A 23,997-nucleotide genomic window follows, 5' to 3' on the forward strand; every position below is an offset into this window, starting at 1 on the left:
ACGGCCCTGCATTCTGGGAATGGCTGCGTGTTGCAATGCACAAAACGACGCAGATGGCTCTCTTAGCCCGGTGATTTCGGCACATCGGTCAACCATGCTGCCAATCGGTGGCGCAGGCGAACCAGCCGCTCATCGCCAATTTGACCAATTCGACCGCTTAACAGCGAGCCATCAATCACAGCGAGCCGACCCAACCGCAGTACGCTGGTCACCTTCAGGCCAGAATCATCAAAGTCTGAATCTTCGGGAGTGAGAATTTCATCGAGACCGGGCTCGGCTTGCCGAATCTGCGATGAAATCATACACACAAGCCAATCATCGAACTGGGCCGATGCCCGTCGGATCAGCAATACCGGCCGCAATTTTCTCCCGTTCAGATCGGTGAATGGGAAGGGCACCAAGGCAATCTGACCCGCCCGTTTCACCGCCAGATTTCCCGCAGATCGTCACGACCGTATGTAACGGGGTCATCCTCCATCCCCCGCATCGCCTGCTCCATGCTGAACTCGGAAAATTGTTTTCCGGACCATTCGTCACTTCCTGCTTCCTTGGAGGCAGCGAAGCGGGCAGCCAGGAATTCGACGAAATCGAAAACTTCCGTCTGCTTGTCTTCGGGCAAAGCCTGTAGCTTCTTAATCAGCTCAGCATAGCCCATGACGACCTCTCTTTCGGCAATATGTACCCCGACGACGGTACATTATAGCAGGATCAGATCAATCCGGCATTCCCACTGCCCGGTCGCCCCACCCTTACGCCCTCTCCCGCTCTTCCTCCGATGGCCGCAGAGCCTGTCCGGTCGGGCAGAGCCGCAGCAGCACACAGCGGTCGCAGGCCGGCGCCTGATAATAACAACAGCGCTGACCGTGCAGCATCATGACCTCGTGGTTGTCGTAAACCTGCTGGGCGTCCCACCCCTCCGGCAGCTGCGCCGACAGCACGGCGTGGGACGGGCCGACGGCAACATTGGCAGGGATCAGGCCGGTGCGCACGGCAACGCGATGATGGTGACTGTCCACCGGCAGCGCCGCCTGTCGCAGGGTGGAGAAGCTGAGCACCGCCGCACTGGTCTTCGGTCCGACACCCGGCAATTCCTCCAGCCATGCACGGGCCTCCGGCACCGTCATGCCGGACAGCAGATCGAGCGACAGGCTGCCGACCCGCTCGGTGATGCGGCGCAGGATGGCCTGGAGGCGCGGCGCCTTCTGCTCCGGCCAGGTGACGCCGGCGATGGTCGCTTCCACCTCCGCGACCGGGGCGTCGCGCACCGATTCCCAGTCGGGCCAGCGTCGCCGCAGCGCCTTGAAGGCGGCACCGGAGGCCGCATTGCGGGTGCGGTGCGACAGCAGCGACGACACCAGCTCACTCAGCGGGTCGAGGCTGTGGAAATAGGCGACCGGGCAGCCATAGACGGTGCACAGCAGCCGGTGGATTTCGAGCGCCTTGTCGCGCAACGCAGCGGGGTCGGTCATAAAAACCGACAACAGCCGAACCGGTAAGGCGTTACCGGTAAATCATCGGGCTCTCTTTTCCACCGAACCCTATCCCACCAGCCCCGACATCACCGCGCGCAGCTGCGCCGGCTTCACCGGCTTGTTCAGCACCAGACAGCCGGCCGCCTTGGCCTCGTCCGCCAGTTCCGGCGTGCGGTTGGCAGTGACGATCACGGCGGGCAGGATACGGCCGCAGGCGGCGCGCAGCCGCGCCACCTCGTTGACGCCGAGCGCACCGTCGTCGAGGTGATAGTCGGCGATCAGCAGATCCGGCGGCTGCGGCATGCCGGACAGCAGCGCCAGCGCCTCGTCGCCATTGGTGGCCGACACCACGTCGCAGGCCCAGCCGCGCAGCAGCGCCTCCATCCCCGCCACCACCGCCGGTTCGTTGTCGAGCACCAGCACCGAGGTGCCGGCCAGCCGGTTGGTCATCGGCCGGGCGGCGATGCTGGCCGGGCGGACGGCGCGGCGCTCGGTGCCGCGCGGCACGGTGACGGCGAAAACGGAGCCCCTGCCCGGCTCCGACCGCACGGTGATGGGGTGGTCCAGCATGCGGGCGACGCGGTCGACGATGGCGAGCCCCAGCCCCATGCCGCGGTCGCGCCCCTTGGTGACGGGGGTATCGAGGCGGCGGAATTCCTGGAAGATTTCGGCGATCTTGTCGCGCGGGATGCCGGGACCGTTGTCCCACACCTCGATGCGGATGCCGCCGTCGCCGGTCCGGCGGCAGCCGACCACCACCCGGCCGCCCTGGACGTAGCGCAGCGCGTTGGACAGGAAATTCTGCACGATCCGGCGCAACAGCCGCATGTCGCTGCGCACCACCGCGCCGGAGCCCACCACCTTCAGGTCGATGCCGCGCTCCGCCGCCACGGCGGCATATTCGGTGGCGAGCGGCGCCAGGATGCCGCGCAGCGGGAAGTCGCTCACCTCCGGCGTCACCGCCCCGGCGTCGAGCTTGGAGATGTCGAGCAGGGCCGACAGCAGATCCTCCACCGACGCCAGCGCGAGGTCGATGTTGTCCACCAGCTCCGCATTGGCGGCCGGCTGTTCCAGATCGGCCAGCGCCGACACGAACAGCCGGGCGGCGTTCAGCGGCTGCAACAGATCGTGGCTGGCGGCGGCGATGAAGCGGGTCTTCGACAGGTTGGCCTGATCGGCCTGGGATTTCGCCTGCTGAAGCTGGTCGTTCAGCATCATCAGCGCGGATTTCTCCGCCTGTTCGGATTCGCGCCGCCGCTCCTCCTCGCGCTTGATGACGGTGATGTCGGTGTAGACGCCGACGATGCCGCCGTCCCGCGTGCGCCGCTCGTTCACTTGGATCCAGCGCCCGTCGGACAGCCGGTTGAGGAAGACGCCCTTCAGGTCGTGGCGATGCTCCATCCGCTCGCGCAGCCAGACGTCGGGCGGCGGCTCGGCGACGGCACCGGCAGCGGCGACCATCGCCACCAGATCGTTGAAGCGGATGCCGGCCTGGATGCGACCCGCCACCGACGGCCAGTAGGACAAATATTTGCGATTGCACAGCACCAGCCGGTCGGCGGAGTCGAACAGAGCGAACCCCTCGTTCACCAACTCGATCGCCTCGAACAGGCGGGTGCGCATGGTGTCCGCCAGCTCCTTGGCGCGGGCGAGGTCGCGGTTGCTGTCCTCCAGCTTGTGCAGGGCGCGTTCCAGCTCCAGCGTGCGCTCGCGGATCTTCTGCTCCAGCACGATGGCGGTCTGGAACAGCGAGAAGGCGCCGCCCTGGAAGTCCATCGACCGCTCGACACGGTCCATCAGCACCTTGTTGATGCGTTGAAGCTTGGCGTTCTCCCGCTCCAGCTCGGCGATGCGGTCGGCGGGGTCGAGTGTCCAGTTGCGGGTTTGCATGCCGGCCATGGCCTAACGCCCTCCGATGGCGACGCCCGTGAAGGTCTGGTTGACGTGCATGCCGTTCACCTGCTCGCCATAGGCACAGAACCCGACGACGCGGTGACGGGCCAGCCGGTCGGACATCACGGCGTTCAGCTGCCGCTGCTCCATCTCCAGCCGGCGCAGGATGCAGTCGCAGCCGAGGATCAGGTCGGGGGCGCCGACCTCCGCCTCGATGCCCTCGATCAGCCCGTCGAAGTTGGAAACCGGGTCAACTCCCTCCGCCACCGTCAGGACGATGCCCTCGTCGATGGCGCAAAAGAAGGTCAAACTCTCGTCGTCGTTCACCTTCTGGATCGAGCGGACATGGTACTGCCCGCCGACCCGCACCACGACCGGGTGCGAGGCGAAGATCATCGGGGTCAGCGGCTCGCCCTCCAGCCCGACCAGCCGGGCATATTCGCGGCCCGCCGGCTCGGCATTGATTTCATGGACGATGCGGTGCTGCGGATCGGCGCCGGTGACCACCATCTTGCGGTCGGAGCTGACGAAATGCTGGGTGCGGAAGACGGTGAAGGGCCGCGTCGTGGTGAACAGCGCCACCACCGCGCCATTGGGGTGGAAGGCGCCCTCGTGCAGGACGAAGGTGCGCTCGAAATGCAGGTCGTCGCCGGCAGACGCGCCGAACAGTGGGATGTCGATCAGCGCGTTGTGCAGCGCGGCGACCACCGTCTCCTCGCTCATCGACAGCCCGTCGATCAGCAGCATGGCGAAGCTGCGGGCCTCCTCGCCCAGCGGCACCGGGCGGGTTCCCATCGCGCGGTCGCGGCGCGACAGCAACGACCGCGCGATGGCGGTGCTGTCGGCGATCTCGAAGCGGTCGACATGGTCGACGAGCGCGGTGACGATGCAGAAATCCTCGGTCGGGAAGCCCACCGCCACCAGGGCGTTGGTGGTGTAGCCGCCGGGGCCGATCTCCCCCGCCGTGGTGCAGCCGATCACCGGCACCATGCCGAACTCCCGCGCCAGGGCATCGGCCAGGGCGTCGCGGTCATAGCTGGGGGCGCAGAAGACGACCACCAGTTCCAGCGCCACCTCGCCCAGCCCGGCGCGCAGTTCCCGCGCCGCCTCGTCGGCGCGTTCGGCATGGGTGACGGCGCGCGGCATGCCGTCGCCGGAGGCTGGCCTCACCGGGCCATTTACGGTGGGACCGTCTGCGGAGTTCTCCTGTGCGGACATCGCCTGCCCTGCCGCCTCCCTCCCGGTCTGCGGTTGCGATCCGGCAAGGGTACTCCAGGGATGGCGGCGGGCAAGACCAATCCGCGGACCAGTGAAGGAGGACATGATGCGGGGCGGCTCCTAAACAGTCTCAGCCGGTTGCGGATCCGGCAGGCTGACCAGTTCCTCGTCGGTGAACAGGCGGGCCCTGGCGGTGAAGCGGACACCATCCGGCGCCTCGATCGAGAAGCCGCCGCCGCGCGCCTGGATAACGTCCAGGATGACCTGGGTGTTGCGCCACCATTGGAAGGTGTCGTCGGACATGCAGAAGGGCGCACCGGCGACCGTCCCCAGGCACAGGTCACGGCCGCCCATCCGGAACTCCCCCTTCGGCAGGCAGAGCGGCGCCGAGCCGTCGCAGCAGCCGCCCGACAGGTGCAGCATCAGCGGCCCGTGCTTCGCGGCAAGCCGGTCCAGCAGGGCGATGGCCTCGGGGGTGGCGGTCACTCGGTCAGTTGGCGTCGGGGCGGTCATGGTGGTCCTTTATCACGAAACCACACGGAGAAAGAAAAAAGGCCGGGGGACACGCCCCCGGCCCAGGTTTGCCCGATAGGGAGGAGCAGGGCTCAGAAGAAGCCGAGCGCTTTCGGGCTGTAGCTGACCAGCAGGTTCTTGGTCTGCTGGTAATGGTCGAGCATCATCTTGTGCGTCTCGCGGCCGATGCCGGATTTCTTGTAACCACCGAAGGCGGCGTGCGCCGGGTACAGGTGGTAGCAGTTGGTCCAGACGCGGCCGGCCTGGATGCCGCGGCCCATGCGGAAGGCGCGGTTGCCGTCACGGCTCCACACGCCGGCGCCCAGGCCAAACTCGCTGTCGTTGGCGATGGCCAGCGCCTCTTCCTCGGTCTCGAAGGTCGTCACGGCGACGACCGGGCCGAAGATCTCCTCCTGGAAGATGCGCATCTTGTTGTGGCCTTCCAGGATGGTCGGCTGCACGTAGTAGCCGCCTTCCAGCTCGCCGCCCAGATGGGCGCGCTCGCCGCCGATCAGGACCTTGGCGCCCTCGGCCTTGCCGATCTCGATGTAGGAGAGGATCTTCTCCAGCTGCTCCTGCGACGCCTGGGCGCCGATCATCGTGCCGCCGTCCAGCGGATGGCCCTGGGCGATCTTGGCGACGCGTTCGACCGCCAGCTTGATGAAGCGGTCGTAGATCGACTTCTGGATGAGGACGCGGCTCGGGCAGGTGCAGACCTCGCCCTGGTTCAGCGCGAACATCGCGAAGCCTTCCAGCGCCTTGTCGAGGAACTCGTCGTCAGCGGCCATCACGTCTTCGAAGAAGATGTTCGGCGACTTGCCGCCCAGCTCGACGGTCGACGGGATGATGTTCTCAGAGGCGTATTGCAGGATCAGGCGGCCGGTCGAGGTCTCGCCGGTGAAGGCGATCTTCGAGATGCGCTTGTTGGTGGCGAGCGGCTTGCCGGCCTCGATGCCGAAGCCGTTGACGATGTTCAGCACGCCGGGCGGCAGCAGGTCGCCGATGATGTCGGCCAGCACCATGATCGCCATCGGGGTCTGCTCGGCCGGCTTCAGCACGATGCAGTTGCCGGCGGCCAGCGCCGGGGCCAGCTTCCAGGCGGCCATCAGCAGCGGGAAGTTCCAGGGAATGATCTGGCCGACGACGCCCAGCGGCTCATGGAAATGGTAGGCGTAGGTGGTGTGGTCGATCTCGGCGATCGAGCCTTCCTGGGCGCGGATGCAGCCGGCATAGTAGCGGAAATGGTCGATGGCGAGCGGCACGTCGGCAGCGCGGGTCTCGCGGATCGGCTTGCCGTTGTCCAGCGTCTCGGCCAACGCGATGACCTCCAGCCGCTCTTCCATGCGGTCGGCGATCTTCAGCAGGATGTTAGAGCGTTCGGTCGGCGAGGTACGGCCCCAGGCATCCTTGGCGGCGTGGGCGGCGTCCAGCGCCAGCTCGACGTCGGCGGCCTGCGAGCGGGCGATCTCGCACAGCGGCTTGCCGGTGATCGGGGTGAGATTGGTGAAGTATTGGCCGTCCACCGGCGCAACCCACTGACCACCGATATAGTTGTCGTAGCGGGGGCGGAGCGCGATCTGCTTCTGGAGCGTGTCGAGAGCCTGGTGGAGCATTTGGGCCGTTCCTCTCAGTGTGGTGAACCGGTCAGGTCTCCGGTCCAGCGCGTTTGTCGGAGGCCATTCAGCCACTCTGAGAGGCAGGGGGTAAATTGTACTATGGAAGGAGACGGTCTGCGGGTGGGATTGTTCGTGTCCCACCCTATGGGAACACCCTTGCGGCGCTTCACTCCGCCGGCTGGCGCCCTTCGACATAGCCCTTGCGCAGCTGCTCCTCGTACCAGCGACGGTGGTGCTCCATCGCCCAGTTCTCGTCGACATCGCCGCAGCCCATGGCGTCGAAGGCGCCCTCCATGCCGATGGTGCCGATGTAGATGTGGCCGATCACCGCGGCGATAAGGCCTGCCGCCAGCAGCCCGTGGATGACGTGCATGATCTGCATGCCGCCGATCCCGGTGAAGGCGAAGGGCACCATCAGCAGATAGCCGGTGGCCGCCATGCCGATGCCGCCCAGCACGATGCTCCAGAACACCAGCTTCTGTCCGGCGTTGAAGCGCCCGGCCTCCGGGTGCTTTCCGCCGGCCTTGGAAAAGAGCCCACCCGCCGTCTTGACCCACAGCCAGTCGGCCTTTTCCGGAATGTTGTCGCGCAACCACAGGCCCATGATCATCAACAACCCGACGACGAAGGGCACGCTGACGAAGTTGTGGACCGACTTGGCGTATTCCGCCAAAGGCGTGAAGGCCTGATGGCCGATCAGCGGGATCAGCAGCGGCCGTCCGAAGGTCAGGATCACACCGGTCAGCACCATGAGCAGGAAGCTGACCGCCGTCGTCCAGTGGGCGAAGCGGTCCAGCCCGTTGAAGCGCAGCACCAACCGCCCCGACTTGCCGCCATGGATGCGGATGGTGCCGCGATAGAGGAAGAAGATAGCCAGCACCGCCGTCATGCCGATGGCAAGCCCGCCGATCGCCAGCCGCAGCGTGTGGGTGCGCCACTCCCGCCACTCCCGCCCTTCCGGCTGGACCAGCACCGCCAGCTTCTCGTCCGGGATGCTGACGCGGCCGATCAGCTTGTCGTCCTGCGGGACGTAGAGCGGCACCTGCTCCTTGCTGGTCGGCGAGTTCTGGCCGGGCACCTGGTAAAGCTGCGCTTGTGCGAAAGTCGGAGCGGCCAGACTCTGGAGGGCCAGCAGGGCGACCAGCAGCAGGGCGTGCAGGGGGAGTCTGGTGGGGCGCATGGTGGTCTCCCGGAATGGTCTTTCTTGTGGAGGCGCTCACGCCCCTCCCGTGCCAGGCCCGCCCGGCCCGAAGGGGGAGCCGCGGTCGTTGCGGCCATAGGCGGTCGACCAGCCCGGCGCGCCAGAGCCATAGCCGCGGCGCAGCGAGCGTTCCTGGTAGATGTCGGCCAGCACCGCGCCGTCGCCGCCCATCAGCGCGCGGGTGGAACACATCTCGGCGCAGAGCGGCAGCTTGCCCTCGGCCAGCCGGTTGGCGCCGTATTTCTGGTATTCCTCGACGCTGCCATCCGGCTCGGGGCCGCCGGCGCAGAAGGTGCATTTGTCCATTTTGCCGCGGCTGCCGAAATCCGTGGTGCGCGGGTATTGCGGCGCGCCGAACGGGCAGGCGTAGAAGCAGTAGCCGCAGCCGATGCACAGGTCCTTGCTGTGCAGCACCACCCCATCAGCCGTTTGCAGGAAGCAGTCGACCGGACAGACCGCGGCGCAGGGCGGGTCGTTGCAATGCATGCAGGCCATGGAGATCGACCGCTCGCCCGGCTTGCCGTCGTTCAGCGTGACCAGCCGGCGGCGGTTGATGCCCCACGGGACCTCATGCTCGTTCTTGCAGGCGGTGACGCAGGCGTTGCATTCGATGCAGCGTTCGGCGTCGCACAGGAACTTCATCCGGGCCATTGTTCTGTTCAGCTCCCGTACGTCACGCCGGCTCGACCCGGCAGAGGGTGACCTTGGTTTCCTGCATGAAGGTGACGGGGTCGTAGCCGTAGGTCGTCACCCCGTTCACCGGCTCGCCCAGTACGATGGGGTCGGTGTTGGGCGGGTAGTTGCCGCGCAAGCTGTCGCCCTGCCAGAAACCGGAGAAGTGGAAGGGCATGAACACCGTGCCGCCGCCGACGCGGTCGGTAACCAGCGCCTTGACCTTGGCCTTGCTGCCGTCCTCCGGACCATAGACCCAGATCCAGGCGCCATCCCTGATGTTCAGCCGCTCGGCGTCCTTGGTGTTGATCTCCGCGAACATCGACTGCTGCAACTCGGCCAGCCACGGGTTGGACCGGGTTTCCTCGCCGCCGCCCTCATATTCGACCAGCCGGCCGGAGGTCAGCACCATGGGGAAGCGCTGGCGCAGGTCGCTGTCGGCCACCTTGAACTGGAGCGAGCGGGCAAGCTGGACCAGACGGAAGTCGCGCCGGTCCTCGATGGCGGGATAGGCCTTCACCAGTTCGGGGCGCGGGGAATAGATCGGCTCGCGGTGGACCGGCACCGGGTCGGGCAGGTTCCAGGCAACGGCGCGCGCCTTGGCGTTGCCGTGCGGCACGCAGCCATGCTTCAGCGCGACGCGGATGATGCCCATCGACAGGTCGGTCTGCCAGCTGACATTGTCCACCTCGGCCCCGCCGCCGCCGATGGCCTGGATGACGCGCATCTCGTCGGGCGTCAGGTCCTTGTCCCAGCCCAGCTTCTTCAGCACGGCCATGGTGAATTCGGGATAGCCGTCCTCGATCTCCGATCCCTTCGAGTAGGAGCCGTCGGCCAGCAGCGAGACGCCGTTGCGCTCCACCCCGAAGCGGGCGCGGAAGACGCCGCCGCCGTCCATCACATGCTTGGAGGTGTCGTAGAGGACCGCCGATCCCGGATGCCTGATCTCCGGATGACCCCAGCTCGGCCAGGGCAGGCCGTAATAATCGCCGGCGCAGGGGCCGGAGGATGCGCGCATGGTGATCTTGTCGAAATCGGCCTGATGCTTCATGTGCATCTTCAGCCGTTCCGGCGACTGGCCGGTGGCGCCGATAGACAGGCAGCTGCGGTTCATCTCGCGCAGGATGTCTTCCGGCACCGGCCGGTCCTTCTCCACCGTGATGTGCTTGAACATCTCGTCGGCGAAGCCCAGCTTGCGCGCCAGCAGATAGATGATGGTGTAGTCGTCCTTCAATTCGAAGATCGGCTCCACCACCTTCTCCCCCCACTGCATCGAGCGGTTGGAGCAGGTGCGCGACCCGTCGGTCTCGAACTGCGTGCAGGCCGGCAGGATGTAGGTGCCGTTGCGCCGCTCCTTGATCGCGGCGAAGGTGGTCGGGTGCGGGTCGGCGATGACCAGCAGGCTCAGCTTCTCCAGCCCCTTCACCATCTCCGGCATGCGGGTCACGGTGTTGCCGCCATGGCCGAAGCACATCATGGCCCGCAAGGGGCTCGGCTGGTCGATCTCGCCCGGCTTGGCCAGCACCGCATCGAACCAGCGCGTGGTCGGGATGCCCTTGGCCTCCATCAAATCCTTGGAGCCGAAGCGGGCCTTCAGATCGTCGTATTCAACGTCCCAGGCGCGGGCGAAATGCTTCCACGCCCCTTCCGCCAGCCCGTAATAGGCGGGCAGCGTGCTGACATCGAGGCCGAAATCGGTGGCGCCCTGCACGTTGCAGTGGCCGCGGTAGATGTTGGCGCCGCCACCGGCAACGCCGATGTTGCCCAGCGCCAGTTGAAGGATCGACAGGGCACGGACGTTGGCGGTGCCGACCGTGTGCTGGGTGACGCCCATGCACCAGATCACCGTGCTGGGCTTGTTCTTCGCCAGCGCCTCCGCCACGCGGCGAAGCTGCGATCCGGGGGCGCCGGTCACCCGCTCCACCTCTTCCGGAGTCCACTTCTTCACCTCGGCGCGGATCTCGTCCATGCCGTAGACGCGCTGGCGGATGTATTCCTTGTCCTCCCAGCCGTTTTCGAAGATGTGCCACAGCAGGCCCCAGGCGACCGGAATGTCGGTGCCGGGACGGATGCGGACATACTCGGTGGCATGGGCGGCGGTGCGGGTGAAGCGCGGGTCGATGACGATGAAGGGGGCGCGGTTGTGCTCCTTGCCGCGCAGCATGTGCTGCATCGACACCGGATGCGCCTCCGCCGGGTTGCCGCCGACGATCACCAGCGCCTTCGAGTTCTGGATGTCGTTGTAGCTGTTGGTCATGGCGCCGTAGCCCCACGTGTTCGCCACGCCGGCGACCGTGGTGGAGTGGCAGATGCGCGCCTGATGATCGACGTTGTTGGTTCCCCAGAAGGCCGCCAGCTTGCGATAGAGATAGGCGCCCTCGTTGGAGAATTTCGCCGAGCCGAGCCAGAACACCGCGTCCGGCCCCGACGCCTTGCGGATGTCCATCAACTGATTGCCGATCTCCTCGATCGCCTGGTCCCAGCCGATCCGCTGCCAGACGCCATCCACCAGCTTGAGCGGGTATTTGACGCGGCGGGTGCCCTTCGTCAGCTCGCGCACCGAGGCGCCCTTGGCGCAGTGGGTGCCCTGGTTGATCGGGCTTTCCCAACCCGGTTCCTGCCCGACCCAGACGCCGTTCTGCACCTCGGCGATCACCGTGCAGCCGACCGAGCAGTGGGTGCAGACGTTCTTGCGCGTCACCACCTCGACATTCGGCAGGATGGGGCCGGCCTCTGCCTTGCGGATCATCGCACCCGGCAACGCGCCGACGGCGGCGATGCCGCCCGCGGCAAGGCCGGACCGGCGCAAAAAGCCGCGGCGGCTGACGCCCAATTCCAGACTGTCGGCCAGGGCGGCGACCAGACCGGACCGCTTTCCGCCTGCTGTTTTCGCCGAGCTGCGTTTGACCAGCATGGACACCCTCCGGATCGCCCTACAGGCGGTTCAGCGCGTAGAAGCGCTTGACGTGTTCGGTTTCGCGGTAGCGGGACTTCACCTGCTCCTGCGGCAATTCCATCGCCTGCGCCTCGTCGCCCGCCGGAAGCATGGTGGCTGCGGCGGCGCCGGCCGCACCCAGGCCAAGCGTCTTCAGGATGTCGCGGCGTTGCAGGGGATTGCGCGCGAGGCCGTTGCGGGGCGGGTCTTGCGGCGTTTTCATGCGTCGGCTCCCTCCAACTCGTCGGTTTGTCTGGCGAGGGCTTCCTGCTCGATCTCCAGGAACAGGCGGCCGATGGTGCCGACCGGGCGGTAGAGGCCGGCCGCCTCCGCCTTTTCCAAATCCTGGAAGAAGCGCCCGGCCCAGGGCGTCAGGTGGCTGTCCAGCATGTGGCGCTGCACCGCCGGGTCGGCGCTCTCGCGGATCAGCACGGCCATCACGTCGCAGAGCGCGGCGATGTGGTCCTCCGGCTCCGATACGTCGGGCGCGCGCTCCAGCCCCAGAGCCTGGAGGTCGGCGCGCAGGGCCGACAGCGGACGGTCGGTCAAAAAGCCGGTGCGGTAGTAGGAGGCGTAAGGGACCAGCTCGCCCTGGACGACGCCGATGAACAGCGCGTTGAACTCCCGCTCCGCCGCCTGCGGTTCGATGGCGCGGGCGCGGGCGGCCAGATCGTCGAAGGCCCGGCCGAGCGGCGTGGTGTCGCCGGTGAGACCGCCCAGCAGCGCCAGCAGGTCGGCGCCCGGCGGGGCGGCCAGCGTCAGCGCCAGCAGCCGATAGACGTCGGCGCGCAAGTCCTCCGCGCCGCTTTCCGCATTGTGAACCGTCATCACACTCCCGCAAGCCCTGTTCAAGGCCATGGCAGGCCCGAACCGTAACAACAGCCGGCATGGGCAAAGGTTGCCTTATCCGGTCGGGGCTACCCTGCCGGGCTCATCCGTTTTCCCCGGCAGCGACCTCACTTCTGCGGAGTGCCGCCCTGCTGGCTGTCGGCCTGCGGCCGGCCGGAGAAGTTGCGGTGTGCAACAGACGCCTCCTCCCCCACCCGCGCGCCGCTCGAAGCGAAGGTTTCGTCGGCGCTGCGGGCGAACAGGGTCGGCAGCACCGCCCATGCGCCGCCTGCCAGGACGACGATGGCGCAGAGCGCGGCGAGGAAGGCTTTCATCGGCGGATTTTCCAGACAGCGCTTACCGGGGAAGGCCACGCTGCCGGCCTTCCCCGCAATCGCACAACGCCGCCGGGACCCGATTGTTTCCATCCCCGCTTTTCCGCTTGATATGCTCTTATCGAGTATATATTGTTTTGCTCAAAACGAGCATAGAGCGGAGCATCCAATGCCCGAGGTCGCCGAACTCGCCTACACCCCTGCCGTCGCCGAGGCGACCGCGCCGATCTACGACCGCATGAAGCGTGTCGTGCCGGCCATCGAATGGCCCTTCCACGCGCCGCTGGTCCACGCCATCAACGAGCTGAAGCGCGAGCGAAACGCCGTCATCCTGGCGCACAACTACCAGACGCCGGAGATCTTCCACGGTGTGGCCGACATCGTCGGCGACAGCCTGGCGCTGGCGGCCAAGGCGACCGAGACCGACGCCGATGTGATCGTACTGGCCGGCGTGCATTTCATGGCGGAGACGGCGAAGCTGCTCAATCCGGCCAAGACGGTGCTGATCCCCAGCCGCAACGCCGGCTGCTCGCTGGCCGACAGCATCACCGCCGCCGACGTGCGGCTCCTGCGCGAGGCGCATCCCGGCGTGCCGGTGGTCGCCTACGTCAACACGTCCGCCGAGGTGAAGGCGGAGGTCGACATCTGCTGCACCTCGGGCAACGCGGTGGAGGTGGTGGAATCGCTGGGCGTCGACCGGGTGATCTTCCTGCCCGACGAGTATCTGGCGAAGTACGTCGCCACCCAGACCAAGGTCGAGATCATCGCCTGGAAGGGCCATTGCGAGGTGCATGAACGCTTCACCGGCGCCGAGATCGACGAGTTCCGCCGCCGCTTCGACCGGCTGACGGTGATCGCCCACCCAGAATGTCCGCCCGACGTGCTGGAAGCGGCCGATTTCGTCGGCTCCACCGCCCGCATGATCGACTTCGTCGGCACCGAGAAGCCGCCGCGGGTGCTGATGGTCACCGAATGCTCGATGAGCGACAACGTCGCCGCCGCCTCGCCCGAGACGGAGTTCGTGCGGCCCTGCAACCTGTGCCCGCACATGAAGACGGTGACGCTGTCGAGCATCCTGGACTCGTTGCGGACGCTGGAGCCGCGCGTCGAGATCCCGGATGCCCTGGCCGCCCGAGCCCGCCGCTCCGTGGAACGCATGCTGGCGGTGAAGCCGAAGTGATGTGAACGCCCCTAAATCCCCCTCTCCCCCCGGGGAGAGGGTCGGGGTGAGGGGGTCGCATCTGCCGAACGCCTTCGGCTTCGTCGAACCCCCTCATCCTAACCTTCTCCCCAGGGGGGAGAAGGGATTTGTCCGCGTTGCGTTGAGGAGTCCTCCATGACCTCCAGCACGCCTTACGATGTCCGCGATGCCGAGGTGATCGTCGTCGGCTCCGGCCTTGCCGGGATGACCGCGGCGCTCCAACTGGCGCCACGCGCGGTCACCCTGATCACCAAGACCGCCGGCCTGCCCGGCGGCTCCAGCCTCTACGCCCAGGGCGGCATCGCCGCCGCCGTCGGTCCCGGCGACCGGCCGGAGGACCATGCCGCCGACACCGTCGCCGCCGGGGCCGGTCTGGTCGATGCGGCGATGGCCGCCCTGCTGACCCGCGACGGCGCCGCCCAGGTCCGCCGCCTGCTGGAGGACGGTCTGCCCTTCGACCGCGCGCCCGACGGCTCGCCGCTGCTCGGCCGCGAGGCCGCCCATGGCGCGGCGCGCATCGTCCATGCCGGCGGCGACGCCACCGGCCGCACCCTGGTCACCGCCCTGGCGGACCGCCTGCGCGCCACCCCGTCGGTGCGGGTGGAGACCGACGCCTTCGCCGTCGATCTCGTGCTGCGCAACGGCCGGGTCTGCGGCCTGCTGGCCTGCCATGGGCAAGGCTGGGTGCTGCACCGGGCACCGCGCGTGATCCTGGCGACCGGCGGCATCGGCGCCACCTTCGCCCGCACCACCAACCCGGCGGAGGCCACCGGCGACGGCCTCGCCATCGCCGCGCGGGCCGGTGCCAAGCTGGCCGACCTGGAGTTCGTCCAGTTCCATCCCACGGCGCTGGCCGTCGATGCCGACCCGGTGCCGCTGCTGACCGAGGCCTTGCGCGGAGCCGGCGCCCTGCTGCTCGACAGCGAAGGCCACCGTTTCATGCCGGACGAGCATCCGCTGGCGGAGCTGGCGCCGCGCGATGTGGTGGCCCGCGCCATCGGCCGGCGCGTCGCGGCGGGGGAACCGGTGTTCCTCGACCTGCGTCCGGCGCTCGCCGCCAAGCCCGATGGTTTCCCCACGGTGCTGGCGCTCTGCGCCGAGCATGGGTTCGACCCCTTTGCCGAGCCGATGCCGGTGGCGCCGGCGGCCCACTACCATATGGGCGGGGTGGTCACCGACGCCGACGGGCGGACCAGCCTGGAGGGGCTATGGGCCTGCGGCGAGGTCGCCTGCACCGGCGTCCACGGCGCCAACCGGCTGGCGAGCAATTCCCTGCTGGAGGCGCTGGTGTTCGGCGCCCGCGTCGCCCGCGACGTGGCGGACCGTCCGCTTGCGCCCCTGCCGCCTTTCGCCCTGCCCCGCCCGCCGGCGGTCGCCGCCGATGTCGGCCATGCCCTGCTCGACGCCATCGGGGCGGAGGCGCGGACGGCGCTCTATGACGGGGCCGGTCTGGTCCGCAACGGGCTGGGGCTGCTGGCCGCCCGGCGCAAGCTCGACCGGCTGGCGGCGGCGCTGGACATGCTCCGCTGCGAGGACGGCGATACCCAAAACGGCCCCCAGGCCCCGCCGGAAATCGTCCGCCAGTGGGGTGAGGCCCGCAACCGACTGCTGGTCGGCCGTCTGGTGGTCCATGCCGCGCTGGCGCGGGAAGAAAGCCGCGGTGCCCATTGCCGCAGCGACCACCCCCTGCCCAATCCCGCCTCCATCTCCCGCACCATGACCCTCAGCGAACTGGCCGGCACCGCCGGTCCCCTGTCCGGAGACGCCGCATGCTGCATCCTCTGACCGTCGAGCCCATCGTCCGCGCCGCCCTGGTCGAGGATCTGGGCCGGGCCGGCGACATCACCACCGACAGCATCATCCCGGCCGACGCGGTGGCGACCGCCCGCATCGCCGCCCGCAAGGATGGCCGCGTCGCTGGGCTGGAGGCGGCCCTGATCGCCTTCCGCCTGCTCGACCCCGGCATTTCGGTGACGGTGGAGCGCGCCGACGGCGACGACGTGCCCCCCGGCGGCACCATCGCCACCCTGACCGGCAAGGCCCGCGCCCTGCTGACGGCGGAGCGCACGGCGCTGAACCTGATGGGCCGGCTGTCCGGCATCGCCACCGCCACCCGCGCCCTGGTGCGCGAGGTGGAGGGCACGACTGCTCGCATCGTCTGTACCCGCAAGACCACCCCCGGCCTGCGCGTACTGGAGAAGCATGCGGTCAAGCTGGGCGGCGGCTTCAACCACCGTTTCGGGCTGGATGACGCGGTGCTGATCAAGGACAACCACATCGCCGTCGCCGGTGGCGTGCGCCCAGCGGTGGAGCGTGTCCGCGCCGCCATCGGCCACATGGTGAAGGTGGAGGTCGAGGTCGACACGCTCGACCAGCTGAACGAGTTGCTGGGCCTGCCGGTCGATGTCGTGCTGCTCGACAACATGGACCCGGACACGCTGCGCCACGCGGTGCGGATGGTGGATGGCCGCCTGCTGACCGAGGCATCGGGCAACGTCACGCTCGCCACCGTCCGCGCCATCGCAGAGACCGGCGTCGACATGATCAGCTGCGGCTGGCTGACCCACAGCGCCCCGAACCTGGACCTGGGTCTGGATATGTGACAACAGAATCAGAAAGCCCCTTCTCGAACCAGGAGAAGGGGCTTTCTGAGTCCGCGGCGCTTACGCCGCCAGCTTCTCGACGTTGCCGTCCAATCCCATCAGCAGCAGTTCAACTTCAAGGTCCGGGTGGCGTTCCTTGACCATTGTCTTCAGCTTGCTCAGGTACTGGCCATGCACCTCGGACTCCTTCGCCGGGTCGGGCGACAGGTCCATGCCGAGGAAGACCTTGTAGGCACCGCAGTCGCGGTGGTCCATGACGATCAGGCGCTTGATGTGGTGCAGTTCCTTGGCGACCGCGACATGATCCCAGAAGGCGTCGCCCCAGGCCGGTTTCTTGTCGGTCAACGCGCCCAGGCTGGCGCCGGCCAGGATGACGTGGTCGTAATTCGCCTGCATGTTGCGGGCGTTCATGTAGCCGGCGACATGGCCCATCAGGCGATAGTCCATGCAGGACAGCAGAAGGGTATCGACGCTGCCCGCCCGGGCCGGGCGGCTCATCATCATCGGCGCCATCAACGTCACGCCGGCGCCCAACGTCGCCAGCTTCAGGAACCCGCGGCGCGAGCTGTGTTCGCCCTGGCAGCAGCCATGGTGATGACCGGTCGAGTGATCCATCTTGCCCTCCAACACGCCTCGAACCCATATCGAGGTTTCACGCGCTATGGTGGCGGCAGATTGTTAAAAATTTCAATATAGGGTCTACCGCCATATGGAAAAGCAATAAAAATTCATCCCTACGGCATTTTTCGGATAGCACCTTCCACAACCAAATTCTGTTCCGTACCGGAATGAAAAACGGGCCGCCCGGCGAGGGGCGGCCCGTTCCTGTGCATGGAATTTCCTGGTCGTCAGCGTTCGGCCGTCACCCGCCACGCGTGCTGCTGGGCGCCGGTGTTCCTGCCGACCCGACAGTGCTGGAGGCCGGCGGCGGCGATGCACTCGCGCTGTGGTTGGGCGAACAGTCCGCGTTGGCGATCCCCGCCGTCAGGAGAGTGGCGAGACCGAACAATGCGGCAACGACCGGACTGGCTCCATGAGACATTGGATCACCTCCTTTCTGAAACGTTGCGACCTCCAACAGATTGACACAGTGCGGCGCTCGGTCAATGGCCGAATCGAACATTGGCGAGGCCGTCTCCCAATGGAACAGGTCCGGATCCCAAACCTGAGTTCCATTATCGGGTTTCCAGCAGCCCGCTCATCGTCGCGAACAGTTCCGACTTCGCTTCGAAACCGACGCCGGGCAGATCGGGCAGCCGCACGCGGCCATCCTCGACTGCGATACCGTCGGCGAAACCGCAGAAGGGCTTGAAGACGTCCGGATAGGATTTGTTGCCGCCCAGATGCAGGCCGGCGGCGATGTTCAACGACATCTGGTGCCCGCCATGCGGCACCACCCGCCGGCTGGACCAGCCATTGTCTTTCAGCATGTCCAGCGTGCGCAGATACTCCACCAGACCGTAGCTCAGCGCGCAGTCGAATTGCAGCCAGTCGCGGTCGGGCCGCATGCCGCCATGGCGGATCAGGTTGCGGGCGTCCTGGTGGGAGAACAGGTTCTCGCCCGTCGCCATCGGCCGGTCGTAATGGGTGGCGAGTTCGGCCTGCAACGCATAATCCAGCGGGTCGCCGGCCTCCTCGTACCAGAACAGCCCGTAGGGCTTCAGCGCCTCGGCGTATTTGATCGCGGTGGCGAGGTCGAAGCGGCCGTTCGCGTCGACGCACAGATTCTCGCCCGACCCGACCACCTCCAGCACCGCGTCGATGCGGCGGAGATCCTCCTCCAGCGGGGCGCCGCCGATCTTCATCTTCACGACCTTGTAGCCGCGGTCGCGGTAGCTGCGCATCTCGTCCTGAAGCGCCGTCACATCCTTGCCGGGATAGTAATAGCCGCCGGCGGCATAGACCCAGACGCTGTCGTCGGCGACGCCGCCGCGGAACCGGTCGGCCAGCAGACGGTAGAGCGGCACGCCGGCGATCTTCGCCACGGCATCCCACACCGCCATGTCGATGGTGCCGACGGCGACCGATCGCTCGCCATGGCCGCCCGGCTTCTCGTTGGTCATCAGCCGCGCCCAGATGCGGAACGGGTCGAGGTTCTCACCCGTGTCGTCCAGCAGGCTGTCGGGAGCGGCCGACATCAGCCGGGGGATGAAGCGCTCGCGCAGAAGCCCGCCAGCGGCATAACGGCCGTTCGAATTGAAGCCGTAGCCGATCACCGGCTTGCCGTCGCGCACCACGTCGGTGACCACCGCGACGACGCTGCACGTCATCTGGCTGAAATCGATGAAGGCGTTGGCGATGTCGGACTTGATGCCGGCGGTCTGCTCGCGGATTTCGACGATGCGCATGGCGGTTTCCCTTGCAGCGTGGTGGCGCGTTTCGTGCTGGCACTGTAGGGATGTTGCGGGCCGCCGGGCCAATGCCAAGGTCGGAACGCATCATGCGGGTTCGGCATAGGGTGGCCGGAGGGTGGGCACCCGGAGAAATCGGGCGCCTACAGGCATCGGGCCGGCCCGGCAGATGTGACCAAGAGTCCGTGACGAAGATTGGGCGATGGAACTCTCCTGGCTCGACGATTTCCTGGCGCTGGTGGATTGCGGCAACTTCTCCCGCGCCGCCGACATGCGCCACCTGACCCAGCCGGCCTTCAGCCGCCGCATCCGCGCGCTGGAGGATTGGGCCGGCACCCCGCTGTTCGACCGCAGCGGACAGCCGGTGACGCTGACAGAGGCCGGGCGGCGCTTCCGCCCCTTCGCCGACGAGACCGTGCGCCGCCTGCTGCAAGGCCGGGAAGAGGCCCGGCTCGCCGCCCAGTCGGAAGCGGCGACCCTGCGTTTCGCCGCCACCCATGCGCTGTCGCTGACCTTCTTCCCCTCCTGGCTGCGGGCGCTGGAAGCCCGCGCAAGGCTGGGCGCCATCACCCTGTCGTCGGACAGCCTTGAGGCCTGCGAGCGGCTGATGCTGGCAGGCCAGGCGCAGTTCCTGCTCTGCCACGCCCATCCGGCGGCGGCCGGCCGGCTGGATGCGGAGTCGTTCCGCTCCGTCGTCGTCGGCGGCGACCGGCTGCTGGCGGTGACCGCCCCCGATGCCGGCGGCCGGCCGCGCCATCTGCTGGCGGACGGTCAGGACACAGCGCTGCCGCATTTGTCCTACAGCCGCGAATCCGGCATGGGCCGCATCCTGGAGGCGGTGCGGGCGGCACAGCCGCTGCCGACCGCGCTCGACACCGTCTTCACCTCCCACCTTGCCGCCGTCCTGCGCACGCTGGCGCGCGACGGGCGCGGCGTGGCCTGGCTGCCGGAAAGCCTGATCGCCGAGGATTCGGCGCGCGGCACCCTGCTGCGCGCCGGCGTGCCTTCCGGCGACGAACGCTGGACCGTACCGGTGCAGATCCGGCTGGTCCGCCCGCGTGCGCGCCAGAGCAAGGCGGCCGAAAGCTTCTGGACGCTGGCCGTCGAAGCGGCGCTGTGGCGGAACGCCGAGTCGCCGCCGGAACCCGCAGCGCAGGTTGCCGGAGCGGAATCGACCGCCGAAAATCAGTTGTGACCCTTTGCCCGCAAGTCACTTTGATCGTTGACATTCCCGACAAAGCTTCTCCACCGAAGCGATTTCGCTGGCGCTAACTCTTTCGATCAGGCAAAATTTGCCTAGTTGGGTTGAGAAGCGTCGCGTCAGCGACCGGAGGAACGATCATGGGCGTCAGCAGCATTGGCGGCATCGGCGGCTATCAGCAGCAGCCATACGTCACCCCGCTCAGCAGCGGCCCGGCCGCGGCGCAGCGGTCGACTTCGCCCGTCGAATCCGCACAGGAAGACCAGACCGAGCGCACCCGCCGCCAGCAGGAGGCGCAGACGGCCCAGAGCGGATCGAGCGGCGGCAACACCACCGCCACCCGCGGCCAGAACCTGAACATCACGGTCTGATCCGTAGCGGGTCGCGCGGCAGGCCGGTGCGGCAGGGTCGGTCAAGGAGATCATCGAGGGGCGGTGCCCGCCAAGGGGCTGTCCCAGGGGCAACGCCTGGAAAGCGGGCAAGAAGCGCGGGAAGCAGCGATGGAATCCGTAGCGTTTCCAGCTCGACGGCAGTCCGCCCGACGGCTTTCCAGCCGACGGAAGCCGGCACCGCTTCCCCATCGCCATCGGACGAGAGCACCGGCAACACGGCCTCCGGCGAGACGGGAAAATCCTCCGGTGCCGGCTTCATCAGCCCCTTCCTGCGCTATGACCAGGGTGCGCGGGTGGCCGTGCTGTATTTCCGCGACTTCGACACCGGCGAAACCCAGGACCAGATCCCGTCCCAGCGCGTGGTCGAGGAATACCGCCGCACCGCCAACCGCCTGTCCCAGGAGGACGAGCGAAAAGCGGCTGCGGCGAAGAGCGGCTCGGACGGATCGGCGGGCGGCACCGGGACATCGCCCGGCAGCGGCTATGGCGCGACGGCGGGCGGGTCCGGCGGCACGACGACCGGCACGGCGGCCAGCGCGTCGATTGGGGTGTCCTTCGCCAGCGCTCCCGGCAGCGGCGGGACGGCGGCAGGGCCAGCCACCGCGGCACCGGCGACCGGCGGCTTCACACCGGCCGCGACGGGCGGATACAGCGGCGGGTCGCCGGGCGGACTGGTTTCGGTGACCGTCTGAAGGGCTTGACCGGGCAGCTTTGAACCGGGCAGCGCGTCCGATTGCCCCGCCCGTAAACCTCACCCCCCGGTCGCCTCCTCCTCCGCCTGCCGGCGCCTGAAGCCAACCAGCGCGGTTTCGTCCAGCATGGCGGCCTCCTTGCGCTTCTGCTTGTCGCGCTCGCGCTTCAGCCGTTCCTCCTCGGCCAGCTCGTAGCGCTTCAATTCCTGGAAGGCTTCGGCCATCTCGTCGGTGGCGATGTTGATCTGCATCTCCACCTGCCCCAGCGATTCGCCCAGCTTGCGGCCGCGCTCCATCGCCGCCTGGGCGAAGTTGGAATAGGTGAAGGAGACAGAAAAATCGTCGCGCACTGTTTCCTGCTCGTGCACGATCTCCTGCTTCACCTTCTCGATCTCGTTGCGCAGCCGGTCGGCCAGTGTGTGGAGCTCCGCCAGGACGCGACGCTTCTCGTCCAGTTGCAGCTTTTGCAGGCGGATGATCGTCTTCAGGCTCATTGCGGCCACTGCACCCCAAAGATTTCAGCGAGCATGGCGTAGCTGGTCTCCAGATCGGTGGCCTCGCGCTTGCTCTGCTTCAAAAAGGCTTCCAATGCCGGCTGGAAGTGGATCGCCTCGTCCACCTGCGGGTCGGTGCCGCGGCGGTAGGCGCCCAGCCGGATCATCTCCGCCATGTTGTCGTAGGACGACAGCAGGCGCCGGGCATGGCCGACCAGCTCGTTCTCGTTCGCCGTGTTGCAGCCGGGCATGGTGCGCGACACGCTGCGCAGGATGTTGATGGCGGGATAGCGCCCGCGCTCGCCGATCTGACGCTCCATCACGATGTGGCCGTCCAGGATGCCACGCACGGCGTCGGCGATCGGCTCGTTGTGGTCGTCGCCGTCGACCAGCACGGTGAACAGGCCGGTGATGGTGCCCGCCCCGACCACGCCCGGACCGGCGCGCTCCAGCAGGCGCGGCAGCTCGGCGAAGACGGTCGGCGGATAGCCCTTGGTCGTCGGCGGCTCGCCGGCCGACAGGCCGATCTCGCGCTGGGCCATGGCGAAGCGGGTGACGCTGTCCATCATGCACAGCACGTCGCGGCCCTGGTCGCGGAAATGCTCGGCGACCGCCAGCGTCATGTAGGCGGCCTGCTTGCGCATCAGCGGCGCCTCGTCGGAGGTGGCGCAGACGACGACGCTGCGGGCCAGACCCTCCTCGCCCAGATCCTCTGTGATGAATTCCTGCAATTCGCGGCCGCGCTCGCCGATCAGGCCGATCACCGCGACCTCTGCGGCGGAGAAGCGCGCCAGCATCGACATGACCGACGATTTGCCGACGCCCGATCCGGCGAAGATGCCCATGTGCTGACCGCGGCAGCAGGTGAGGAAGGCGTTGATGGCGCGGATGCCCAGATCCAGCTTCTCTCCCACGCGGGCCCGCGAATGGGCGTTGGGCGGCGTGTTGCGGATCGGCGTGCCCTGCGGCCCCTTGGGCAGCGGCCCCTTGCCGTCCACCGGTTCGCCCAGCGCGTTGACGACGCGGCCGAGCCAGGCATCGGTCGGAAAGATCCATGCCTGATCGCCCGCCACCAGCGCGCGGCAGCCCAGTCCCACCCCGTCCAGCGCACCGAAGGGCATGGCGAGCGCCCTGCCCTGGCGGAAGCCCACCACTTCGCACGGGACCTGACGGCGGTCGCGCGTCTCGACGATGCAGCGGCCGCCGACCGACAGCTCCTTCTCGATCCCGCCGACCTCGACCATCAGGCCGGACACGGCGGTGACGCGGCCGTACCGGCTGGAGTCCGGGATCTGGTCGATGTCGCGGATCAACTGATCGATATCGAACGTCATGGATCGGATACCGGCGTTTCCAGGGAAGGCGGTCCCAAGACGGGACGCGCTCCTATTAAGTGGTAGCTCTGTGGACGGAGGCGACGTTAACCACCATGATCGCATCTTGCGATGGAAGGATTAACGTTGTGTAAGCGCTTGGCACTGGCGTTAAGCTGAATCGTCTGTTAACTTGTGTAAACGGGATGGTTGAAATCGGTCATCAAGGATCGGGGACCATCTCCGGGGTCGGGTAGCGAAAGCGCGCCATCAAACGTCGGGATATCGCCATGAGGGTTCTGCTGGTTGAAGACGATTCCTCCGTCGCCAAAAGCATCGAACTGATGCTGAACACGGAAGGTTTCATCGTCGATTCTACCGACCTGGGTGAGGACGGACTCGAGATCGGCAAGCTCTACGATTACGACATCATCATTCTCGACCTGATGCTGCCGGACATCGACGGTTACGAGGTTCTTCGCCGCCTACGCGCCGCGCGCGTGACCACCCCGATCCTGATCCTGTCCGGCCTGACCGAAATGGACAACAAGATCAAGGGCCTGGGGTTCGGCGCCGACGATTACCTGACCAAGCCGTTCGACAAGCGCGAGCTGATCGCCCGCATCCAGGCCATCGTCCGCCGGTCGAAGGGCCATTCCGACAGCATCATCCGCACCGGCCGCCTGACCGTCAACCTCGACACCCGCACGGTGGAGGTCGACCAGTCGCCGCTGCACCTGACCGGCAAGGAATACGGCATCCTGGAGCTGTTGAGCCTGCGCAAGGGCACGACGCTGACCAAGGAGATGTTCCTGAACCATCTCTATGGCGGGATGGACGAGCCGGAATTGAAGATCATCGACGTCTTCGTCTGCAAACTGCGCAAGAAGCTGGCCGCCGCCACCCAGGGCGACAACTACATCGAAACCGTGTGGGGCCGCGGTTACGTGCTGCGCGACCCGCAAGAGGAAATCGTCGAAGGCAATCCCCCGCCCCCGCCGCGCGTGCCGCAACAGCAGGCCGCCGGCTGACTCCTCACCGCTTCCGCTTTTCTTTTGCAACTCCTC

Annotated in this window: 24 protein-coding genes; 7 read left to right on the plus strand and 17 right to left on the minus strand. The window is 67.3% G+C overall.

Features of this window, described 5'->3' with window-relative positions; translation table 11 throughout:
* Positions 1–62: 62 nt before the first annotated feature.
* From ABNQ38_RS37445 to ABNQ38_RS37505, 13 genes are all read right to left on the minus strand, one after another.
* A complete protein-coding gene (locus ABNQ38_RS37445) occupies positions 63–425 on the minus strand; it encodes a type II toxin-antitoxin system PemK/MazF family toxin (RefSeq protein WP_377811510.1) in 363 nt (120 codons plus the stop codon).
* Positions 422–655 carry a DUF2281 domain-containing protein gene (locus ABNQ38_RS37450; RefSeq protein ID WP_377811511.1) on the minus strand — a complete coding sequence of 78 codons (234 nt, stop codon included), beginning with the start codon at positions 653–655 and terminating at the stop codon, positions 422–424. The genes ABNQ38_RS37445 and ABNQ38_RS37450 overlap by 4 nt, the downstream gene beginning before the upstream one ends.
* Before the next feature lie 94 nt (positions 656–749).
* Entirely contained in the window at positions 750–1,469 is a 720-nt protein-coding gene (gene nth / locus ABNQ38_RS37455) for an endonuclease III domain-containing protein (protein ID WP_377811512.1), read from the minus strand.
* 69 nt (positions 1,470–1,538) lie between these two features.
* Positions 1,539–3,371 (minus strand): NahK/ErcS family hybrid sensor histidine kinase/response regulator, encoded by a 1,833-nt coding sequence (locus ABNQ38_RS37460; protein ID WP_377811513.1) that lies wholly within the window; start codon positions 3,369–3,371, stop codon positions 1,539–1,541.
* Positions 3,372–3,374: 3 nt separating this feature from the next.
* Positions 3,375–4,511, minus strand: coding sequence for a nitric oxide-sensing protein NosP (gene nosP / locus ABNQ38_RS37465; RefSeq protein WP_377811514.1), 1,137 nt, complete (start codon positions 4,509–4,511; stop codon positions 3,375–3,377).
* A 192-nt stretch (positions 4,512–4,703) separates the two neighbouring features.
* Positions 4,704–5,096, minus strand: a complete 393-nt coding sequence (locus ABNQ38_RS37470; protein ID WP_377811515.1) for a DUF779 domain-containing protein — start codon at positions 5,094–5,096, stop codon at positions 4,704–4,706.
* A 92-nt stretch (positions 5,097–5,188) separates the two neighbouring features.
* On the minus strand, positions 5,189–6,709 hold the full coding sequence (gene adh / locus ABNQ38_RS37475) for an aldehyde dehydrogenase (RefSeq protein ID WP_377811516.1): 1,521 nt from the start codon (positions 6,707–6,709) through the stop codon (positions 5,189–5,191).
* 169 nt (positions 6,710–6,878) lie between these two features.
* Complete coding sequence (locus ABNQ38_RS37480) at positions 6,879–7,892, minus strand: formate dehydrogenase subunit gamma (RefSeq protein ID WP_377811517.1); 1,014 nt, start codon at positions 7,890–7,892, stop codon at positions 6,879–6,881.
* A gap of 36 nt (positions 7,893–7,928) precedes the next feature.
* Positions 7,929–8,564 carry a formate dehydrogenase FDH3 subunit beta gene (gene fdh3B, locus ABNQ38_RS37485; protein WP_377811518.1) on the minus strand — a complete coding sequence of 212 codons (636 nt, stop codon included), beginning with the start codon at positions 8,562–8,564 and terminating at the stop codon, positions 7,929–7,931.
* A 22-nt stretch (positions 8,565–8,586) separates the two neighbouring features.
* Entirely contained in the window at positions 8,587–11,499 is a 2,913-nt protein-coding gene (locus ABNQ38_RS37490; RefSeq protein ID WP_377811519.1) for a formate dehydrogenase subunit alpha, read from the minus strand.
* A 19-nt stretch (positions 11,500–11,518) separates the two neighbouring features.
* Positions 11,519–11,743, minus strand: a complete 225-nt coding sequence (locus ABNQ38_RS37495; protein WP_377811520.1) for a twin-arginine translocation signal domain-containing protein — start codon at positions 11,741–11,743, stop codon at positions 11,519–11,521.
* Entirely contained in the window at positions 11,740–12,348 is a 609-nt protein-coding gene (locus ABNQ38_RS37500) for a molecular chaperone (protein ID WP_377811521.1), read from the minus strand. The genes ABNQ38_RS37495 and ABNQ38_RS37500 overlap by 4 nt, the downstream gene beginning before the upstream one ends.
* 128 nt (positions 12,349–12,476) lie before the next feature.
* Entirely contained in the window at positions 12,477–12,683 is a 207-nt protein-coding gene (locus ABNQ38_RS37505) for a hypothetical protein (RefSeq protein ID WP_377811522.1), read from the minus strand.
* A gap of 169 nt (positions 12,684–12,852) precedes the next feature.
* Between ABNQ38_RS37505 and nadA the strand changes: the two genes are divergently transcribed.
* The 3 genes from nadA to nadC all read left to right on the plus strand — a co-directional run bounded on the left by nadA (position 12,853) and on the right by nadC (position 16,487).
* Complete coding sequence (nadA, locus tag ABNQ38_RS37510) at positions 12,853–13,863, plus strand: quinolinate synthase NadA (RefSeq protein WP_377811523.1); 1,011 nt, start codon at positions 12,853–12,855, stop codon at positions 13,861–13,863.
* A gap of 156 nt (positions 13,864–14,019) precedes the next feature.
* Positions 14,020–15,669: an L-aspartate oxidase gene (locus ABNQ38_RS37515; protein ID WP_377811524.1), complete on the plus strand. Its 1,650-nt coding sequence runs from the start codon at positions 14,020–14,022 to the stop codon at positions 15,667–15,669.
* Complete coding sequence (nadC, locus tag ABNQ38_RS37520; RefSeq protein WP_377811525.1) at positions 15,654–16,487, plus strand: carboxylating nicotinate-nucleotide diphosphorylase; 834 nt, start codon at positions 15,654–15,656, stop codon at positions 16,485–16,487. The genes ABNQ38_RS37515 and nadC overlap by 16 nt, the downstream gene beginning before the upstream one ends.
* Positions 16,488–16,547: 60 nt before the next feature.
* On the opposite strand, the gene ABNQ38_RS37525 is transcribed toward nadC, so the two are convergent.
* Together ABNQ38_RS37525 and ABNQ38_RS37530 are read right to left on the minus strand one after the other, a co-directional pair.
* A complete protein-coding gene (locus ABNQ38_RS37525; RefSeq protein ID WP_377811526.1) occupies positions 16,548–17,102 on the minus strand; it encodes a carbonic anhydrase in 555 nt (184 codons plus the stop codon).
* A 560-nt stretch (positions 17,103–17,662) separates the two neighbouring features.
* Positions 17,663–18,835 (minus strand): mandelate racemase/muconate lactonizing enzyme family protein, encoded by a 1,173-nt coding sequence (locus tag ABNQ38_RS37530; protein WP_377811527.1) that lies wholly within the window; start codon positions 18,833–18,835, stop codon positions 17,663–17,665.
* A 205-nt stretch (positions 18,836–19,040) separates the two neighbouring features.
* Here ABNQ38_RS37530 and ABNQ38_RS37535 point away from each other — a divergent pair, with 205 nt between their 5' ends.
* The 3 genes from ABNQ38_RS37535 to ABNQ38_RS37545 all read left to right on the plus strand — a co-directional run bounded on the left by ABNQ38_RS37535 (position 19,041) and on the right by ABNQ38_RS37545 (position 21,123).
* Positions 19,041–20,033 (plus strand): LysR family transcriptional regulator, encoded by a 993-nt coding sequence (locus tag ABNQ38_RS37535; RefSeq protein WP_377811528.1) that lies wholly within the window; start codon positions 19,041–19,043, stop codon positions 20,031–20,033.
* A gap of 146 nt (positions 20,034–20,179) precedes the next feature.
* A complete protein-coding gene (locus ABNQ38_RS37540) occupies positions 20,180–20,410 on the plus strand; it encodes a hypothetical protein (RefSeq protein WP_109096470.1) in 231 nt (76 codons plus the stop codon).
* 314 nt (positions 20,411–20,724) lie between these two features.
* Positions 20,725–21,123 (plus strand): hypothetical protein, encoded by a 399-nt coding sequence (locus ABNQ38_RS37545; protein WP_377811529.1) that lies wholly within the window; start codon positions 20,725–20,727, stop codon positions 21,121–21,123.
* A 59-nt stretch (positions 21,124–21,182) separates the two neighbouring features.
* On the opposite strand, the gene ABNQ38_RS37550 is transcribed toward ABNQ38_RS37545, so the two are convergent.
* Both ABNQ38_RS37550 and fliI read right to left on the minus strand, forming a co-directional pair.
* The gene (locus ABNQ38_RS37550) at positions 21,183–21,617 is read right to left on the minus strand and encodes a flagellar export protein FliJ (protein WP_377811530.1); all 435 of its coding nucleotides are present in this window, start codon (positions 21,615–21,617) and stop codon (positions 21,183–21,185) included.
* Entirely contained in the window at positions 21,614–22,951 is a 1,338-nt protein-coding gene (fliI, locus tag ABNQ38_RS37555; RefSeq protein WP_377811531.1) for a flagellar protein export ATPase FliI, read from the minus strand. The genes ABNQ38_RS37550 and fliI overlap by 4 nt, the downstream gene beginning before the upstream one ends.
* A gap of 269 nt (positions 22,952–23,220) precedes the next feature.
* Between fliI and ctrA the strand changes: the two genes are divergently transcribed.
* Positions 23,221–23,961 carry a response regulator transcription factor CtrA gene (gene ctrA / locus ABNQ38_RS37560; RefSeq protein WP_377811532.1) on the plus strand — a complete coding sequence of 247 codons (741 nt, stop codon included), beginning with the start codon at positions 23,221–23,223 and terminating at the stop codon, positions 23,959–23,961.
* Positions 23,962–23,997 lie beyond the last annotated feature (36 nt).

Origin of the sequence: Azospirillum sp. A29 (assembly GCF_042604625.1) — a bacterium.
Classification (GTDB): domain Bacteria; phylum Pseudomonadota; class Alphaproteobacteria; order Azospirillales; family Azospirillaceae; genus Azospirillum; species Azospirillum palustre.